The organism is Bacillus sp. DB-2 (assembly GCF_003315125.1).
Classification (GTDB): domain Bacteria; phylum Bacillota; class Bacilli; order Bacillales; family Bacillaceae_G; genus Bacillus_A; species Bacillus_A mycoides.
The window spans coordinates 227212-245282 of the sequence record NZ_QNRN01000009.1 but is presented as its reverse complement, the minus strand read 5'-3'; the positions used below and the strand labels follow the sequence as shown (position 1 = coordinate 245282).

Here is an 18071-nt window from a genome sequence, read left to right as displayed (position 1 = left end):
TGAGGAATAAGAATTCGTTTGGATAATGCGTTAATTTTAATTAATAATTCTTGAAATAAATAATGTTATTATGTAATATATAGGTATATTGTTAGTTTATTTGATTCCGTTTATTCCCACACCTTTTTGTGTTGTGGTTGAGTTGTAGAAGCAAGTTGCGTCTTGTTTCATTTTTGAAAGGGCTTCTTTGAGCCGATTAGTGTATATATAGCTTATTTTGCTATGCACATTATTAATCGACTTGAAGAAGCCCTTTTTGTGTTGTTTTCAAGTTTGTAGGCAGGGTTATTTATGATTCATAACATAACAAAGTAAATAGTAGAGGAGATAGTAAAATGAAAAAAGATTGTAGAAACTTAAGACTAGTACCAACAGTAGAGGAACATAAAACACGAATGGAAAAAAATCAGAAGTCATATGCTTTATCTGCACTGTTAACCGACTCTAGATCGAGAATTAATCAATTACGAGGTTGTTTAGAGGCAGAAATCATATTACCTGATGGTAAAAAGCAATATTTTAAACCAAACTCTATTCATGAAAAAAAGCTACTCAAGAAATTACATTATTTATTAAGGGCATCCAGGAAACAAAAGAAGGCTATGTCATCTTATGGCGCTTTGTCGGGCAACAAAGTTTTTACCATGGTTCAAAGATTGTAGCTGAACCGAAGTTTCGTAAATTCATGTGTAAGATGAAAGATTATTTTTTCGATTATTAAGAAGTGGTTTATGAAACTGAAAAATAAGAAGGATAGAGGGATATAGATATGAAAAAAGATAACATTTGGACAGTATTAGATGATCCAAAAGAGCAGGAAACAAAAGAGCAATCCCAAGAGCCGGATGATATTTTTGCTGGTATGGATGAGCTATCGGAGATTACAGATGAAGAACTACCATTTTAATAAAGTCGGGGTAGTTTATAGAAGGTAGAAGGAAGAACTAAGTGATGTATATACTTGGATCTTCCTTTTTTATTGTAAAAAAAGAACTCGGAGGGAATCGTTATGCGTATAGGAAATGATTTGGCGGCTGGATTTTATCCAACACCACTAACAGTAGGGAAACACTTAGTACAACTATTACAAATGGAATCAGAGCGAGCTTATGCTTGCTTCGAAAGTTGCTCGTACGGTTCCAACGGGAGCTGATGGGAAACACAGTTAAGCTGTGCGCCCATCTTCGACCAACTCAGTTAATTGCCCAAAAGAACAAAGCTGCAGAAGCAATGAACGGTGATGCAACAAGCGGTGGTCTGAATGCAATGCTTGGTGATACAGGGGATATACAGACTCTATTAATTCAAGATATTAAGAGTGGCAATCAATTAAAAGGTTCAACAGAGGAATGGACAAAAGCAGCATCTGATGAATCGAAACGTGTTCTTGCAAATATCGGTAATGTAATTACGCCTGTATTTGAAACAATTGAAATTCAATTCACGAATTGGGTGGAAAAATTACCAGAAACAATGGACGTTGCATTTATGAAAGAGGCTCTATTTGTACAAAGGGCTGTTGAATGTATTAAAAAAGAGCAATTACCTGGTGTTCGAATGAAGCACAATGTACTTGAAATAGATGGAAAAAAGAAGATCTCATACGAGCTTTAACAACACTGAATACAGATAAGCGTATGCTTGTACAAAAACAAGATATTGCATTCTGGGATGAATTGATAGTTGAAGTAGATGCTTCTCAAAAGAAAGGGAAACGAAAAAGTAAAGTAATTGATGGACAATTCGAGTTCGATTTATTTGGTTAAATGAGAGGAGAAAATCATGTTTACAATACTTCTTATCGCACTAATTTGCTATATGTGTTTTGTTGTTTACAAAACAAGAAAACATATGTTGATAGAAGAAAAGAAAAAAGAAAAAGGACCAGAACCGGTGGAACGACCTGTTTATTGGTGTCCGAGAAAAAATAGACCCATTGGCAGGGAACAGGAACGCATTACTGCTCCTACGAAGGAAATCACCTTAGAAAAAGATGTAGCAAGTATATATGATTTAGTTGCTTCGTCGGTTCAAATGAATTTAGGTGAAGAAAAAAAAACGTTAGAACAGGACAAGGAAGTTGCAAAAGAAGTGGAGTATGCTGAAGATTTTCACCATACTCCTGCTTCTGAAGCAGGATACGATATCCCTTTTCCTAGCGATGAGGATATACCAGAGGAATTATTAGAATATGAGGAGACATTTCCGGAACTAGAACAGTTGCCGATCCCACTAGAAACAGAGCATATCTTTCCTATTCAACAAGGAGTATCAGGGGTAGATGATATGAATTTGGTAAAGTGGACTGTAAAAGTAATAGGACGAGAACAAGGACTGACACGCGTACTTAATATGTCTGATAATAAGCGTTATTGGATTCATACAGAGGGAGAGATATTACCAGAAAATCAACAATTGTACATAGAATTACAAGCCGATTCACCGTATTCTTATACATTAGTTGAATGGAGAAATAGACAACTAGGGAATATATGAATCTATTTCCTAGTTGTATTTTCTTAGATAAATAGCATGAAATACAGCGTTTTACCACTCATTTGTACAAGGATAAAATAATTTTTATTTTTGTACAAATGAGTGGGACAGAATGATTCACCATATAAGGATATTCGACTATAATGAAACATTGTACGTCATTGTAATATTACAATGTTTTGAGATTTAGGTGATTAACAGTCTTAGAACAGGAGAATTGAGAACTTTTCGTAATATTACAATGCTTTAAATAGATAGTATCAAATCATGAGTATTGTATGAAAAAATTTTTATCAAAGTAAATAGGAGTGATAATATATGGCAATCGATCATATAAGCAACAACGTAGTAGAAAAATTAGAACAAACGGTGCGCTATGAAAAGAAACAAATCCAGGTATTACGTGTAAGTAAAAGTAGTTCTAATACACACGCTTACATGATTTTTCCGGAATTCTCAGAGGTTAAAATTTCAAATACCGAACTGGATGAATATATAGAAAACCTATCAACAAGCGTGAAGTATGTCATTGATCGCAAGTTGAGTCAACAAGAAATTGAAAAACAAAATCATTCTTTCATTATGACGTGTGCAGTTGAGGAAGATGGTGTGATAGATGATGAAACTCTTCATTTTAATACGACTTATGTCAAACCACCAACGATTGCAAATAAAGTATTTAAGTTAGTGTGTGGATTAGGCAATCGTTTAGATAGCTTAAAAGAGTTACATATTACAGTATTAAATAATAATATTAATCGAATTGAAATTGAATTTTATAATGAAAATGAAACATACATGGCAGTAGAGAAGGAAGAAATCGCGAATGCAATTATGGGAGCATATACAAAAGCAAATATCTATTACTCAGCAGATCTCTATTATGTTGCAGAAGGAAATCAAATCAAATTAAAGAGCGTTAAACCAAAATTAGCGGGTGATGTGTGATGAAACAAGAAAAAGGGATGATAGGAGTCTTATGTACGCTTGTTTTGATGGTTTTACTTCTTATCCCCTTACAAGCAGCTCATGCATCTGTAAAAGTGGACTTTAATGAATTAAAAGGGAATGATGTTTCGTCATCCTTTAAAGAGGGATTAAACAATCGAACCAAAACACCAGAGAAGGATGATTCATTCGGTTCATCATTAATACAAAAAATTGAGGGTATGTATGCACCTGCCTTTAAAGTAGGGGTAAATATCTTTTCTATCTCTTTCGTATTAGGCGTTATTGTCATGGTTATGGCATTAATTACGAAGAATGGTCAATGGATGAAGTGGGCGACAGGGAGTATGATCTTTTCATTCGTTAGTATGATGGCGATGAGACTAAGTGTGTACTTCTTATTCAGTTCCGATGTAGTTTCGTTTATGAACATCTTTACGGATTTTTTAGACCTTTTTAAATCAACAGCACTTATTTTTACACCATTTATGTTAATTGCAGGTATTCGTTTACGAAAAATTCATGAGAGTACGAAACAACCTGAGTATTATCGTTGGTCCAATCGTGTCATAACAGGATCTTGTTTACTCTGTATGTTAGCAGTACTCGCTCCATGGTTATTTGCGAATATGTAAAGAAACACATATAAGAGGAATGAAAAAGGTACTGAATCTATATTCAGTACCTTTTATCTACCCATATGATTTCTTCGTTCGTATTCTTCAAATACCTCCGGTGATATAGGGGATAATATGCCACTTAGATATACAGCTGTATATAAAAAGTATTGTTCATCTTTTGTTTGAACTGTAAGAGTGCCGTGTTCCTCGTTATTGGGAATAATTCGTTCAATTTTCAGTTGTTTTTTGTCGTAAATAATTGCCTTGATTTTATAGACGTTATGTATTGGTAATCTTTCGATATACAGACAACTACGCTCTAACAGGTAGAAAATGAGTGCCATTTGTAGAATGAACACAATTTGTAGTAGAGCTGGTATGCCTGCAAAACAGACAAGGAAAATAGAAACTAAAATAATATTTAACTTCGAAAACCATTTCTCGTATTGCTTCATAGAAAGAATACTTTTTTTCGTTTGAAAGACTTGGAATCTCGTTATGAGGAACAGGATCGTAAAGATTCCTTCATAAATAAGCCAAGTATGCCATTCCGACTTAGAAAGCTCTAGTACTAAGTATATGATGCCGGTAAAGATAAGGATTGGTACCAGATGTACCAGGCTAAATAATATCGTATGTTCTAACATTCTTTTCTTGTAGATGTGATTAGTAATTGAATCCAAGTTTCTTAACTCCTTCTGCAATTTTCATGATGACACCACCAATAAGTAGATGGTATTCGCCTATTCCTTTTTCGTTTACATACCAGCACATATAGTGCCTAATACCTTCTTTTGCTCCATGATCATGTAAAGGGAAAGGAGATGCGTATTTTTCAGATGACATATTATTATCACCGAAAGGAACCTGTCCTGCAAGAGCAAAACGTTTCTTTGCATCATTTACAATCCAACAACCATAATCTGCTGTTCCATACCATAATGCTTCTTTATGAATCGGATCAATAGAAGGCTGTGCTGGATAATTTTCAGCTAGTATTTGTGCTTTTTCTTCACGAAGTTGTTGATGAATATGTGAATTCAATGGATCTTCCGTTCCGATTTCATAGGTTTCCTCAAAATCCCCACACTCATAAGGGATAAGGGGATTATTTGAATCAGCTGCTAATTGTAGACTGCAAGAATCCGATTTTGAAAGATAGTATACACAGTCTTTGCAGGTGAAAAGGTTTGAAAAAGCTGAATCTGTTTCTTGTTCTGTTACCGTATTATCTACTACAAGTTTTAACATGTCTATCACAATCCTTTTTAGGCTAGTTCGTAAATTAATATAGACGTATCATATCATGCTTATAATTAAATGTAAATATTTACCATTTAAAAATACCCTAATTTATTTTGAAAGGAATGTTTGTTTTGAAAAGAAATCGAGAATATATTGTTTTGCGAAATTCTATTTTAATAGGTTGGCTGCTTACAATTATCATTATAGGTCTATCTATCTATTTTTCTTCTATTGTGTATTTACTAATTGGATGTTTCATTCTGTCGCTTAAATATGGATTAATGGGTACCGTAAAGAATGTGGAAAAGCGTTTACCTACCTGGGCTAATTTTGGCGTCATTGAAAAGCCAGTGAATCGAAGGGTGACAAGACCCTTTCAATTTCGGGGTGGGCTTATTGCTTCATTAGCATTGGGATTTGTAGAGATGGTGATAAAAGGCCTATGTATCTCATATTTTATTTTAGGATTAGAAACTCATGTGTATCGTTTAATGCGCAGAAACGCAAGAGTGTGAAAGGGAGGCTTATATTATGAAAGTATTAATATTTGAATTAGTTCTCATTGCGATTCTGATTCCGTTGAATATCATTGTAAAAAGACATGTACCAAAATGGAAAGGAAAAGCCGGAGAAAAAATGGTGAAACGCATCTTAAGCAAATTAGAACCCGAAAGTTATTATGTGTTACATGATGTGACAGTTAATACTGAGTATGGTGATACAACGCAAATTGACCATATTGTAATAGCGGAAACAGGTGTATTCATTATTGAAACAAAAAATTATGAAGGTTGGATCTATGGGAGCGAGAAAGCGGCAAGATGGACACAAGGTATTTTTAGAAAAAAACACTCCTTCCAAAATCCGTTTAGACAAAACTATAAACATATTAAAGCGGTTGAATGGATTATGGAGCAGCAGCTGCCGTACATATCCATTGCAACATTCCATCCAAAATGTAGCCTGAAAAGGGTAGACGTTCATTCTAAAGCTAAACACGTCTTATATTATAACAATCTGAAGAAATGCATTGAATCTTATACTGACGTTCAATTAACAAAAGAAGAGGTCCAGTGTATCTATCAAACTATATTGCGAGCAAATATTACTGATAAGGATATTGAAAAGAAACATTTGAAATATTTACATAATAAGTTCGCTAAACAATAAGAAAATGAGGAAAGAGACATGTTATATATAATAGGGTTTGTCGTAATATCTGTAATAGCTATTCGCCTTAACATGAAGTATTACAAACTAAAAGGAAACTCAGAAGATTTAATAATGAAGAAAAATGATTAGAGGTTTTCTTATATAATGTTTTAAAGTCCATTTCAATTGAAATGGACTTTAGTATTCGCGCATGGTTATTATAAATCATTTTTATTTTTGTTTTGATAATGTCTTAGAATGGTACCTTTATATATGGTGACCTCCATAAGGTGCCCTCCTCCGACTTGAACCAATTTACTGGATATTAAGTAAACACGTCCTATAAAACAGAATCATTTATTTTTTACTAGATTGTTAGTGTACAAATACAAGAGAATCGAGATTATTTGTTTGGCTAGATTAAAGCAACGCCACATCTATATGGTTGAGATGTGTTACGCCTTCTAATCGGAGAATCTGCTTTATAGAACGTGTCCACAATTTATATTTTATTACATGTAATATTTATTTAGTGTAATTATTACGAATATGTATAATTACATAAAGTTTATGAGAAAAAGAGAGTATACTTTGGTATTGTGTAATAAAGATAAGGCCCACCTACGGAAATAGGTGGGCTTTTTAACGCATAAAGAAAAGACACTCATATAAGAGTGTCTTTTCCGATAGTTTTTTTAGCAGAAGCAAGAAGCTCCAACGATGATTAATAAAATAAATAATACAACTAATAAAGCAAAGCCTCCAGCAAAGCCGCCGCCGCCACAACTACCGCAACTACCACCAAATCCCATTTTAATCTCTCCTTTGAGTAGGAGGGGAAAATTAAGGTCATTCATGTATTTTAACGGGTTCACTTTACCTTATGTTTTTACGGATTAATTGAGCAGGTCCTTTTGAAAATAAAGAAAAGACACCCTAAGGCGCCTTCCTCCGACTTGAACCACTTTAATTTTAATAATATGTATTGGACTCCCATCCAAATAATATTTTACCACGTTAAGTTATTCTGTTCATTGAGAAATATGATTCAAATCTATATTTGGGGTTAATAGTTTTTATATCGAAAATAGTGGATGGATAATCCTGTATGTCAATCGATATGCTAAATTTCATATCGAAAAAAGTAGAATTTGTTAACGTTTTCAAAATAAGGAATATTCTTATAAATTGCTGCTAATATCAAACTTGTACTTATTATAAAACAAGGGGATGTTTATATGTTTAAAAAAGTTACATTAGGGATATCATCATTAGCGGTGGCAGCGGTAGTTGGGTTAGGAATGGCATCGGAGGCATCAGCAGGACCAGCAGCACCTCTAACTTCTTTAAGTGTAGTAAAAGTGGAATCACAATTGGGTGGAGTTGAATACATTACTCCTAATAGTTTTAGTACAACTAAAGATCATGGGGGAAGTTACTTATATGTTTACACAAAAGAAATAGGATATGGCCAGTTTCCTTTTGCCAAAATGAATGGATTTGATGTAAAAAGTATTGGTTCACAAATAATTGGTGGTAATCCTATTGTAGGTTGGGAATATAAATGGGACGCATCAAATCATCAAGAAGGGACTTTTGAATATCAAAAGACTTCAATAAATTATCCAAGAGATACGTGGCGCACTTCGTTATATATTAAATAATCAGTTTTATATATTCGTAGCATGAAAAAAAGAAAGGAATGAAGTATTCTCCTCGTAGTAAACGACTCAGCGGTATTAATGTATATATGACAAGCACCCCTATAGATATTGTCCCGATGGGACAGGTACATGACTGGTATTCTTTGCGTTGGCAAATCGAAATTTTATTTAAAACGTGGAAGTCATTCTTTCAAATTCATCATTGTAAAAAGATAAAACCAGAACGATTAGAGTGCCATTTATATGGTCAATTGATTGCCATTCTACTCTGTTCTTCTATCATGTTTCAAATGCGCCAATTGCTCCTCATGAAGAAAAAACGAGAGCTTAGTGAGTATAAAGCCATATATATGATTAAAGACTATTTTCTTCTTCTATTCCAAACTATACAGAAAAACACCCAAGAGCTATCAAAGGTGTTACTTCGTCTGTTTAATCTTCTACAGCAAAACGGACGGAAATCTCATCGATATGAGAAAAAAACGGTCTGATATATTAGGTGTTGTTTACAATTGTACCATGTCTGATAATCAAGCCGCTTAATTCAAAAAAGTGAAACCCGTTAGGGTTTATTTCGTATGCAAATCTTTCAATCACCTACACTTGCCCTTTAGAAAAAAGAAACAATCTCGCCTAAAATTGACTTTGCATAAGCTTAGCTTGATAGCGATGTGGTACTACCCCATCGCTATCAAGCTCCTTATAGAAGTAACGGGGGAACTTTAATATAATAAGAATTAAAGATAGTTTAAAGGGCCAAAAATTAAATATATTAAAGGTGGAAAATGACATGGAAAGAAAGTACCGATTATATCAAATTGATTCATTTACGAAGAAAAAATTATCAGGTAATCCGGCTGGTGTAATAACAAATGCAGATGGTTTATCCTCGGGTGAGATGCAGAGGATTGCTAGAGAGCTTAACAATTCGGAAACGGCATTTATCTTTAAATCAGACAATAGCGAATCTGATGTACATATTCGTTTTTTTACGCCTACTCATGAGGTCCCTATCTGTGGACATGCGACGATTGCTGCCCACTATGCTCGTGCAGTTGAAAATAGTTTAAATACAGTTAAAGTTTATCATAAAACTGGTGCCGGCATTTTACCAGTCGATGTGATTAATGAAGATAATGATTACAAAATTATTATGACGCAGGGTAGTATAAGTTTTGAAACTGTGATTGAAGGTGTAGCTTTAGAGAATATATTTACAGCTTTCAATATTAGTGAAAATGATTTATTAGAAGATTGTCCAGTACAAATCGTTTCAACCGGGCATTCTAAGGTGATGATTGGAATGAAAAATTCGGAACTTCTTAACCAATTAAACCCTAATATGGATTTACTCACAAAAGTCAGTGGATTAATTAATTGCAATGGTTTCTATGTGTTTACGATGAATGCTCCCGACTCTGATATTTTAATTCATGGAAGAATGTTTGCTCCTGCAATTGGTATTAACGAAGACCCTGTTACAGGTAATGCGAACGGTCCTTTAGGCGCATACTTGATACATCATAGACTTGTCAAACATGATAATACTTTATTTAGTTTTAAAGCAGTGCAGGGCGAAGCTATAAAACGGGAGGGTATCATTGATGTTCAAGTGAAAATTTGTAATCAGGAGCCAGAGGAAGTAAGAATTGCAGGAAATGCTGTAATCGTATTTAAGTCCGATTTATTACTTGATTAGCAATTCATATGCAAAGTTCGAATCGTAAATGGAGGTCTTTATTAATATGAATTTCAATCATTGTAAACTGTAAATCATAATAAAGTTATTTCTATGACGGGGAATTTGTGAAATAATACATTCAAACAAAAAGGTGCTTTTGTTAAATAGAATAAATAAGAAAAGTAAACACCCCCAAAACAAAAAAATGAGCTGACCTCTCAAAATAACTAACTGTAGAGAAAGAAAATTTTCATTTAGGGGGTACTTCAAAATCTTAGCTTGATAGCGATGGGGTACCGTCAGGAAAATGCGGATTTACAACGTTAAGGAAATTTCAATATTAAAAAGCCTAATTTCTCAGCATAAAAATGAAAAATTAGGCTTTTCATTGCTCCATTAAAGCGCCCTATTGTGGTATTAGTGCTCTTACAATGTAGTAATAATCGGTCCTTCCTTGGTAAGGATAATCGTATGTTCGTATTGAGCCACAAAGCTTTCATCGGTTAGGCAGGTCCATCCATCTTCGGATTGGAAAACTTCCTCTTCAAATGTAGAGATCATAGGCTCAAAGGCAATTACCATACCATCCTTTAAAATTTCGTCATCACAGTGAGAGAAGTAATTGAAAATGTGTTTTGGTTCTTCATGAATCGAGCGCCCAACACCGTGTCCAGTAAGATTTTTTATGACTGTTAAGCCATGCTGTTTTGCTACATTGTGTGCAGCTTTTCCGAGCGCGCTTTTTTTTGAACCTGGCTTTGCCTTCTTAAGTCCAGCATCGAATGCTTCTTTAGCAACGTCACATATTTTCTGTAAAATTGTCTCTCCTTCCCCTACTACAAAGGAAATTCCGGTATCTGCGAAATATCCGTTTTTTGAACCTGAAACATCAATATTTACAATGTCCCCTTCTTGAATGGTCCGTCTCCCTGGAATCCCGTGCGCTACTTCTTCATTTATGCTAATACACGTATATCCAGGAAAATCGTATTCACTTTTTGGGGCAGATTGAGCTCCTGCTTTTTCAAACATCTCTCTCGCAATTTCATCGAGTTCTTTTGTGGTAATTCCAGGTTTCGTACTATGGACTAATTCATCTCGAATCGCGCCACAAATTTCACCAATTACTTTTAATCCATTAAAATCCTCTTCAGTCTTTGCAACCATTGTATATCCTCCCTTTTTAAAGTATTTTATGATTAGTATACCATTTAGTTTCTAGCAGGAACGGGGTTTTCTTCAACAATCTGGCCCTTTAATGAGGGAAGAAAACACTATTTGTTCTTTTCCGATAGCTTTCTATATAATGAGGCTCTGGATACATTTGTAATTTAACAAATTTAACGTTGTTAAAAACAGGGGAATCGTCTTGAAAATGGGCTTAGCGTTGTAAATCCGCATTTTCCTGACGCTACCCCATCACTATCAAGCTAACAAAACAAAATACCCCCTAAAATGAAAAATACGCTATGCTTTCTGTAGAATCATAGGAAAGGATGGCGTTTTTGTATGTCTATTTCTGTATCTGATGAATTACAACTATTTGCTCAAGAAATTCAAGGCTTCTTATCCCCAAATATCTTACGAGATTTTGCTAGAGATGTTGGTTTTGTTCAACGAACCAGTAAGTACCAAGCAAAAGATTTAGTCGCTTTATGTGTATGGATGAATCAAAATGTCGCTACGACGTCTTTAACTCAGTTATCTAGCTGTTTAGAAGCATCGACAGAAGTGCTCATCAGTCCCGAGGGACTGAATCAACGATTTAATAAAGCAGCCGTCCAATTTTTACAACACACACTATCCGAACTACTAAACCAAAAATTGTCCTCATCTATACCGATTTCTTCTCCATATACTTCTGTTTTCAAGCGTATTCATATTTTAGATTCAACTGCATTTCAACTTCCGGATCTTTTTTCGTTTGTTTATCCAGGTGCAGGAGGATGCAGCCATACAGCGGGAGTAAAGATTCAGCTTGAGTATGATTTATTAAGTGGACAGTTCCTTCATATTCATACAGGTCCAGGTAAACAACATGATCGAACCTACGGTTCCCTGTGTGCCCCAACTGTAACAGCGAATGATTTATGTATCCGAGATTTAGGTTATTTCCATTTGAAAGATCTTCAACATATACAAGATAAAAAGGCTTATTATATCTCACGTATCAAATCGAATACACGTATGTATCAAAAAAATCCTAATCTTGATTATTTTCAAGATGGCAGAATCAAGAAAGCTACAGAGTATATCCAGATAGATATGGAGGTTTTAATGAACTCTCTTCAGCCAGGACAAACATATGAAATATCCAACGCTTATGTAGGAATGACGGATAAAGTCCCAACTCGTGTGATTATTCATCGACTAACAAAAGAACAAAAACGATTACAAGATCAAACTGTAAGAGAAAAAAAGAAAGGAATGAAGTATTCTGCTCGTAGTAAACGACTTAGCGGTATCAATGTATATATGACAAATACCCCTACAGATATTGTCCCGATGGGGCAGGTGCATGATTGGTATTCTTTACGTTGGCAAATCGAGATTTTATTTAAAACGTGGAAATCATTCTTTCATATTCATCATTGTAAAAAGATAAAATGAGAACGATTGGAATGCCATTTGTATGGAAAACCGAATGCCATTCTACTCTGTTCTTCTACCATGTTTCAAATGCGGCAATTACTTCTTATGAAAAAGAAACGAGAACTGAGTGAATATAAGGCCATATATATGATTAAAGATTACTTTCTTCTTCTTTTCCAAGCTATACAGAAAGACACCCAAGAGCTATCAAAGATTCTAATTCGCCTGTTCAACCTCCTACAGCAAAACGGGAGAAAATCTCATCGATATGAGAAGAAAACAGTCTTTGATATATTAGGTGTCGTTTACAATTGTACCATGTCTGATAATCAAGCGGCTTAATTCAAAAAAATGAAACCCGTTAGGGTTTATTTCGTATGCAAATCTTTAAATTCCTTACACATAACCTTTAGAAAAAAGAAACACTCTCTACTATAATTGACGTTGTATGAGCTTAGCTTGATAGCGATGTGGCGGTACCCCATAAAGAAAAAAGGAAAGCAAATAGCCTTCTTTAGAAATAATATGATGAACCAAACGGAATTGTTGAAAAACCAGTTGGATGTATAACATGGTGTATAACATGATGATGTATGACATGTGAAAAAAAGGGATCATGTATCATCACATGGTGAATTGCCTGCTGTGTCTCTTGTCCAGAGTGTAATGTAAGTGCGAATTGCCGTGCATCGTTAGAATATGAAATTCCCATAATAACTTATTTCTCTCCTTTCGTAGCTATCAGTTATGAACTTTTTACATGATATGAACTCTTTACATGTTATGTCTTTGTACATAACAAAGATCTTATGTTATTGAAAGTGTATTCATAAAAATATTTAGAAGTGGTTTCTAATATTAATTTTAAACTAAGGGAGCATTTCTTTATTAAGGGATGCCCTGTATTTTTTATCAATAGGCACAGTAACCATTTGAAGCCCAAGTCATATACTATGAAAAAGAATTTTCCCTTAATAATCTCATTAACGAGGGGTGTTATGATGGATAAACGAACTGTTAATCAAGTGGGTGGGAACGTGCCTCAACCTATCCGAAGTGATGGAGCTGGAGGGATTGACTCAGGCCCGCGTAATATTATGCGAGATATTCAAAATCCGAATATGCTCGTCCCACCTATTACAGATGCAGGATTAGTTCCTAACTTGAAATTCTCATTCTCAGACACTTCTATGACATTAAATCACGGGGGATGGTCACGGGAGATTACTGTTAGAGAACTTCCGGTTTCGACTACGATTGCTGGGGTAAATATGAGTTTAACGGCCGGAGGAGTACGTGAACTCCATTGGCATAAACAAGCAGAATGGGCATATATGCTTTTAGGAAAGGCACGCATAACAGCCGTTGACCAAGAAGGGAGAAATTTCATTGCTGACGTTGGGCCAGGTGATCTTTGGTACTTTCCACCTGGTATCCCGCATTCGATTCAAGGATTGGAGCATTGCGAATTTCTGCTTGTCTTCGATGATGGACATTTTTCTGATCTATCTACTTTATCTATTTCCGACTGGTTTGCACATACGCCAAAAGAAGTTCTATCGGCTAATTTCGGAGTGCCAGAAAGTGCTTTTAGCTCTATTCCTTCAGAGCAAATCTATATTTATCAAGGAGAGGTACCGGGTTCGCTTGAGAGTCAGGAAGTCCAGTCACCTGAAGGAGAAATTCCTTTAACCTTCAAGCACGAATTGTTAAAACAAACACCTATCAAGACCCCTGGTGGTAGCGTTCGAATTGTAGACTCTACAAACTTTCCCATCTCAAAAACAATCGCAGCCGCACTCGTTGAGATTGAACCAGGTGCAATGAGAGAACTTCATTGGCATCCCAATAACGACGAGTGGCAGTATTACCTTACCGGACAAGGGCGAATGACTGTATTTACTGGAAACGGTGCAGCACGTACATTTGATTATAGAGCCGGTGATGTCGGATATGTACCCTTTGCAACTGGACACTATATTCAAAACACCGGTACAGAAACATTATGGTTTTTAGAAATGTTCAAAAGCGACCGCTTTGAAGATGTGTCGCTGAACCAATGGATGGCACTGACTCCTAAAGAATTAGTTCAAAGCAACTTAAATGTTGGATCAGAATTGCTCGATTCTCTACGCAAGGAGAAATGGCCAGTTGTGAAATATCCCGGGTTTTCCTACTACCCAAAAAACAGGTAAATAAGAGTAGATTTGTTTATCCATATAGTTATGGAGCTGATTACTATGTACAAGACAATCTACGACCACTCAGCTGAGATTACACAAGCAGTTATAAAAGCAAGAGGGGAAGCAATTAATGGCGAAAAAGAATTGATAGAAACTTACCTAAGTGATGAAGCTGTTACCAACTTATATAAAAAAACATTTAGAGTTCTATCTAACCAATTAATTTTCTATGAGGTTGTCGTGGGGGAGAATTATTTCCTCCAACCATCGAAATATTGTCAATCAGGGGTCGTTTATTGAAATTCCTTAGATGCTTTTTAAAATTAGTTGAAAATTGCGGAAAATCATTTTAAAAAGTTTGTTCTTAAGGAGTCCTATAAGAATTATCTTGAAGGACCTTTCTTTATTAAACTTTTTGTGAAAATTTGAACTTAAACTAACGGGTGCTTTAATTGAGCAAGAAACCAAAATCTTTTAACTTCCGAGAACGGAAATTATGTAAATACGAAACCCCTTTAGCCAAGTAAACTGAAGGGTTTTTTTCTAGATACATTGAATACCGATAAGTGCAGTTATGTAATCTAGATGTGTATATGGGATATATTTTTGAGAACAAAATAAGAGTTAATCAGTCTTATAATTTAATCATAATTCAGTTGATTGTAATTATCATGTTGCGTTGGTTTGGAAAACCTTTTTAGTTTAAATTATAAGGAGTAAGGTGAAGATGGTTATAAGGAAAGGAAGGTAGAGTCAAGATGCTATTTAATATTCTAATTGCATTTGTGTTACCTTGGACTGTTGGAATTCTTCACCTTTACAAAAAAGAGAGAAGAATTATACCTCTGATCGGCTCATTTTTTTGTGTCGTTGCTTTTGTCGTAAATGAATTCGGCCTTTATTTTGGTTTTTGGAGGATTGCTCCTTTCCTTGATCAAAAAACCTTGTCTGCTTTACCCTTTAATATAGGACTTTATCCGATTTTGGCAAGTTACTTGATATTCTTTATAAAGAAAACCCAAAGACCTTACTTGATGGTCTTTTTCATATCCCTATTTACTACTCTTCTTGAAATGACATTAGTTTCAAGTGGGAAAGTCGTATATGGTAACGGCTGGAATATTATTTGGACATTTTTCTCCTATATCATCCCTTATATGTGGGTGTACTGGTATTACCTCTATTTAAGAAAGTTACAAGTCATGAGCTAAATCCTGAAGGCAACATAATAGAATTCGAATGTTTTTGATTGTCGATAACGAGATTTATGTGAACTAGTAGTATGCACCCTTACCTTGTTTATTTGCAGTTTTTTGAATGTATACTCTTGTTAGCGATTTTGGAGAAAATGAGTAATTTGCTATAAAATCAAGAAAACGAATGTAAACTAATGGTTAAACGTTTACATTTGGGTTTTTAAACTTTTACAACTAATTTTGTAATAAAATTCTCAAAATAGATGCAACTTCTATTTGTAGTTTTAATATTAAAAATTAACAAAAAATACAATGCAATATAAATAAGATAGTTTTTTCCGTTTTCGTTCTTGTTGCCTACATGCTTGATACTTTTTGGGTATTTTTTTGTATAGCTTCATAAACTAGGTATAGATGATCTTGAATCATATAAATCGCTTTATATTCACTTAATTCTTTTTGTTTTTTCTGTTGTAACAGTTATCTCATTTTGAACATAGTGGAAGAATGAAGAAAAATAGTAGCATCTAAAATACGTATACGTTGAAAATAGGACGTGTATTAGTCTGTCCAACATCAGAGAGAGTTCATCCACCGAGTGTTTGGACTTATAGCATAAAATACGATTCCGTTAGGAATCTACTATCATCCATGTTCTTCATATATTTGCACCAGAACCCTTTTTTCTGTGCTCATAATACTTTTCTAGGTTTCTAGATACATAGAATACGGATAAGTGGGGTTATGTTAACTTGATGGGCATGTATGGTAACTCCCAATAGCAATTCTCGTAGGCGCTGCCGTGATCGGTTTAGCGTCTTATTTGTTGTTAATGAAAATAGGTAAAGAAGATAGACTAGTAAACAAGCTGTTTTCTACTTTTAAACATAGAATATGATGAATCCTATTAAAATAAGGGGGGGACTTATATTCATGAGAGATGATTGTCGTTTCGAGAACTTCAGAGATTGTGATAGATTTTGGGATGATTTAATGTTCGGTAGACGCAGACATAGAGATTTTGATGACCGTCGTTGTAGACGTGACCGTGACTGCGATTGTGATGAATGTCGTCGCAGACGTAACAATGATCGTGACCGCGATTTTGATGACCGTCGGGATTGGTAAATTCCTTTGGAAGAGTGCTTTGAAGAAAAGCGCTCTTTTTTTTGTTCAAGAATTTTCTGGTCTTATTTGTTAAGGGAAGATAAGGATAAATAAAAAAAGAGAGCCGAAGCCCTCTTTTGGAATCGGTTAATTAAGAACAAATTGGAATTCCTAATGCTATTAAAGTCAATGCTACTTCAAGAGAAATCTCAAGTCTAGCAACTTCGATTCCAGCTACTGAGACAACTAAAAAAGGTTGGTCATTTACGAATAGAATACAGCTTGTCAGGTTCTGGTGCAAACATTTTTTGAAGATATAAAGAAGTGAAGAGATTCCTAACGGAATCCGCTTTCATGCTGAAATACCGAATAGTTGATGAATGAGGTTCACTTGATTTTGGACAGACTTCCCCCCTGAGAGGTTTGTCCTTTTTTCATCATATGCATGGCTTCAACACCTCTCAATATAGAAGTTGCTGTTTTAAATGACTTGAATCCCAACATAGAACGCACGCGTTTCTTAATAAAACGATAATCTTGTTCCACTATATTATTGAGAAATCTAACTTGCCTTAGTTGTATGCCTTCAGGCATATGTTTCTCTTCTTTTAACTCTTGAATCGCTACAGGGTAGGCAGGGTTCTTATCTACTGTTATCACACGAGTTTAGACACGTACGAAAAAGCCAAGGCTTTCTTGAAAAAGCGCTTGGCTGCTTGTTTATCTCTTGATTTACTTAGATAAAAATCAATGGTGTTCTCTTCGGAATCTACAGCACGATATAAATACATCCATTGACCCTTTACTTTGATATAGGTTTCATCGACCCTCCATGAGTCATTTGTTGATTTAAGATGATAGCGTACTTTCTCTTCTAATTGAGGTCCATATTGATGAACCAAGCGCATAATTATTGTGTGAGCGATTGATAACCCTCGTTCTTCCATCATTTCCACCAGGTTACGAAAGCTTAAATTGTACCGCAGGTACCATATTACTGTTAATAAGATCAGTTCAGGCTGATAATGTTTCCACTTGAATAGGTTTTGCTTTTCCATACTGATCACATCCTTTTTAGAGTACTAGTATCAGTATGTCCAAGTTTAAGAGATTTTTTGCACCAGAACCCAAATTGTAAGCACATTAAAAGATTAATAGACAATCCTGTCTTTAGAGAGTATGAAAAG

General features: G+C 34.9%; 18 protein-coding genes and 7 pseudogenes. 17 read left to right on the top strand and 8 right to left on the bottom strand.

Annotated elements, in window-relative coordinates; genetic code table 11:
- The first annotated feature begins 335 nt into the window (after positions 1–335).
- The 7 genes and pseudogenes from DET63_RS17445 to DET63_RS17420 all read left to right on the top strand — a co-directional run bounded on the left by DET63_RS17445 (position 336) and on the right by DET63_RS17420 (position 4079).
- A pseudogene (locus tag DET63_RS17445) lies at positions 336–721 on the top strand (DUF6018 family natural product bioysynthesis protein).
- Positions 722–769: 48 nt separating this feature from the next.
- Positions 770–907, top strand: coding sequence for a hypothetical protein (locus DET63_RS30295; RefSeq protein WP_181777929.1), 138 nt, complete (start codon positions 770–772; stop codon positions 905–907).
- A gap of 102 nt (positions 908–1009) precedes the next feature.
- Positions 1010–1129 (top strand): annotated as a pseudogene (locus DET63_RS17440) (DUF6094 domain-containing protein); the annotation flags it as partial.
- Positions 1130–1194: 65 nt separating this feature from the next.
- Positions 1195–1766, top strand: a pseudogene (locus DET63_RS17435) (hypothetical protein); the annotation flags it as partial.
- A 16-nt stretch (positions 1767–1782) separates the two neighbouring features.
- Entirely contained in the window at positions 1783–2496 is a 714-nt protein-coding gene (locus DET63_RS17430; protein WP_113937311.1) for a transposase, read from the top strand.
- A 318-nt stretch (positions 2497–2814) separates the two neighbouring features.
- Complete coding sequence (locus DET63_RS17425; protein ID WP_113937310.1) at positions 2815–3444, top strand: hypothetical protein; 630 nt, start codon at positions 2815–2817, stop codon at positions 3442–3444.
- Positions 3444–4079, top strand: coding sequence for a hypothetical protein (locus tag DET63_RS17420; protein WP_002069133.1), 636 nt, complete (start codon positions 3444–3446; stop codon positions 4077–4079). Before DET63_RS17425 ends, DET63_RS17420 begins: the two co-directional genes overlap by 1 nt.
- 53 nt (positions 4080–4132) lie before the next feature.
- Here DET63_RS17420 and DET63_RS17415 read toward each other — a convergent pair whose 3' ends face one another.
- Positions 4133–4747: a hypothetical protein gene (locus DET63_RS17415; protein ID WP_113937309.1), complete on the bottom strand. Its 615-nt coding sequence runs from the start codon at positions 4745–4747 to the stop codon at positions 4133–4135.
- Positions 4731–5315, bottom strand: a complete 585-nt coding sequence (locus tag DET63_RS17410; RefSeq protein ID WP_113937308.1) for a hypothetical protein — start codon at positions 5313–5315, stop codon at positions 4731–4733. The genes DET63_RS17415 and DET63_RS17410 overlap by 17 nt, the downstream gene beginning before the upstream one ends.
- A 125-nt stretch (positions 5316–5440) precedes the next feature.
- Between DET63_RS17410 and DET63_RS17405 the strand changes: the two genes are divergently transcribed.
- Positions 5441–5824 (top strand): hypothetical protein, encoded by a 384-nt coding sequence (locus DET63_RS17405; RefSeq protein WP_113937307.1) that lies wholly within the window; start codon positions 5441–5443, stop codon positions 5822–5824.
- 16 nt (positions 5825–5840) lie between these two features.
- The gene (locus DET63_RS17400; protein ID WP_002204088.1) at positions 5841–6479 is read left to right on the top strand and encodes a nuclease-related domain-containing protein; all 639 of its coding nucleotides are present in this window, start codon (positions 5841–5843) and stop codon (positions 6477–6479) included.
- 677 nt (positions 6480–7156) lie between these two features.
- On the opposite strand, the gene DET63_RS17395 is transcribed toward DET63_RS17400, so the two are convergent.
- On the bottom strand, positions 7157–7273 hold the full coding sequence (locus tag DET63_RS17395; protein WP_002069235.1) for a YjcZ family sporulation protein: 117 nt from the start codon (positions 7271–7273) through the stop codon (positions 7157–7159).
- A 426-nt stretch (positions 7274–7699) separates the two neighbouring features.
- Here DET63_RS17395 and DET63_RS17390 point away from each other — a divergent pair, with 426 nt between their 5' ends.
- From DET63_RS17390 to DET63_RS17380, 3 genes and pseudogenes are all read left to right on the top strand, one after another.
- Positions 7700–8125 (top strand): DUF4879 domain-containing protein, encoded by a 426-nt coding sequence (locus DET63_RS17390; RefSeq protein WP_002167259.1) that lies wholly within the window; start codon positions 7700–7702, stop codon positions 8123–8125.
- 23 nt (positions 8126–8148) lie between these two features.
- Positions 8149–8668, top strand: a pseudogene (locus tag DET63_RS17385) (transposase); the annotation flags it as partial.
- A gap of 247 nt (positions 8669–8915) precedes the next feature.
- On the top strand, positions 8916–9824 hold the full coding sequence (locus tag DET63_RS17380) for a PhzF family isomerase (protein ID WP_113937306.1): 909 nt from the start codon (positions 8916–8918) through the stop codon (positions 9822–9824).
- 408 nt (positions 9825–10232) lie between these two features.
- On the opposite strand, the gene map is transcribed toward DET63_RS17380, so the two are convergent.
- On the bottom strand, positions 10233–10973 hold the full coding sequence (gene map, locus DET63_RS17375) for a type I methionyl aminopeptidase (protein WP_016093807.1): 741 nt from the start codon (positions 10971–10973) through the stop codon (positions 10233–10235).
- A 342-nt stretch (positions 10974–11315) separates the two neighbouring features.
- Between map and DET63_RS17370 the strand changes: the two are divergent.
- A pseudogene (locus DET63_RS17370) lies at positions 11316–12740 on the top strand (IS4 family transposase).
- 172 nt (positions 12741–12912) lie between these two features.
- On the opposite strand, the gene DET63_RS17360 reads toward DET63_RS17370, so the two are convergent.
- Positions 12913–13110 (bottom strand): hypothetical protein, encoded by a 198-nt coding sequence (locus DET63_RS17360; RefSeq protein ID WP_113937305.1) that lies wholly within the window; start codon positions 13108–13110, stop codon positions 12913–12915.
- Positions 13111–13399: 289 nt separating this feature from the next.
- Between DET63_RS17360 and DET63_RS17355 the strand changes: the two genes are divergently transcribed.
- The 3 genes from DET63_RS17355 to DET63_RS17345 all read left to right on the top strand — a co-directional run bounded on the left by DET63_RS17355 (position 13400) and on the right by DET63_RS17345 (position 15792).
- Entirely contained in the window at positions 13400–14593 is a 1194-nt protein-coding gene (locus DET63_RS17355; protein WP_016093805.1) for an oxalate decarboxylase family bicupin, read from the top strand.
- Positions 14594–14638: 45 nt separating this feature from the next.
- Positions 14639–14881, top strand: a complete 243-nt coding sequence (locus DET63_RS17350) for a hypothetical protein (protein ID WP_113937304.1) — start codon at positions 14639–14641, stop codon at positions 14879–14881.
- A 458-nt stretch (positions 14882–15339) separates the two neighbouring features.
- The gene (locus DET63_RS17345) at positions 15340–15792 is read left to right on the top strand and encodes a CBO0543 family protein (RefSeq protein WP_113937303.1); all 453 of its coding nucleotides are present in this window, start codon (positions 15340–15342) and stop codon (positions 15790–15792) included.
- 345 nt (positions 15793–16137) lie between these two features.
- On the opposite strand, the pseudogene DET63_RS17340 reads toward DET63_RS17345, so the two are convergent.
- Positions 16138–16296, bottom strand: a pseudogene (locus tag DET63_RS17340) (IS4 family transposase); the annotation flags it as partial.
- Between the two features lie 414 nt (positions 16297–16710).
- Here DET63_RS17340 and DET63_RS17335 point away from each other — a divergent pair.
- The gene (locus DET63_RS17335) at positions 16711–16905 is read left to right on the top strand and encodes a hypothetical protein (RefSeq protein WP_002204078.1); all 195 of its coding nucleotides are present in this window, start codon (positions 16711–16713) and stop codon (positions 16903–16905) included.
- Positions 16906–17035: 130 nt separating this feature from the next.
- Here the strand turns inward: DET63_RS17335 and DET63_RS17330 are convergent, their stop codons facing one another.
- Together DET63_RS17330 and DET63_RS17325 are read right to left on the bottom strand one after the other, a co-directional pair.
- The gene (locus DET63_RS17330; RefSeq protein ID WP_082179736.1) at positions 17036–17173 is read right to left on the bottom strand and encodes a DUF3956 family protein; all 138 of its coding nucleotides are present in this window, start codon (positions 17171–17173) and stop codon (positions 17036–17038) included.
- A gap of 63 nt (positions 17174–17236) precedes the next feature.
- Positions 17237–17942, bottom strand: a pseudogene (locus tag DET63_RS17325) (IS6 family transposase).
- Between the last annotated feature and the right edge of the window lie 129 nt (positions 17943–18071).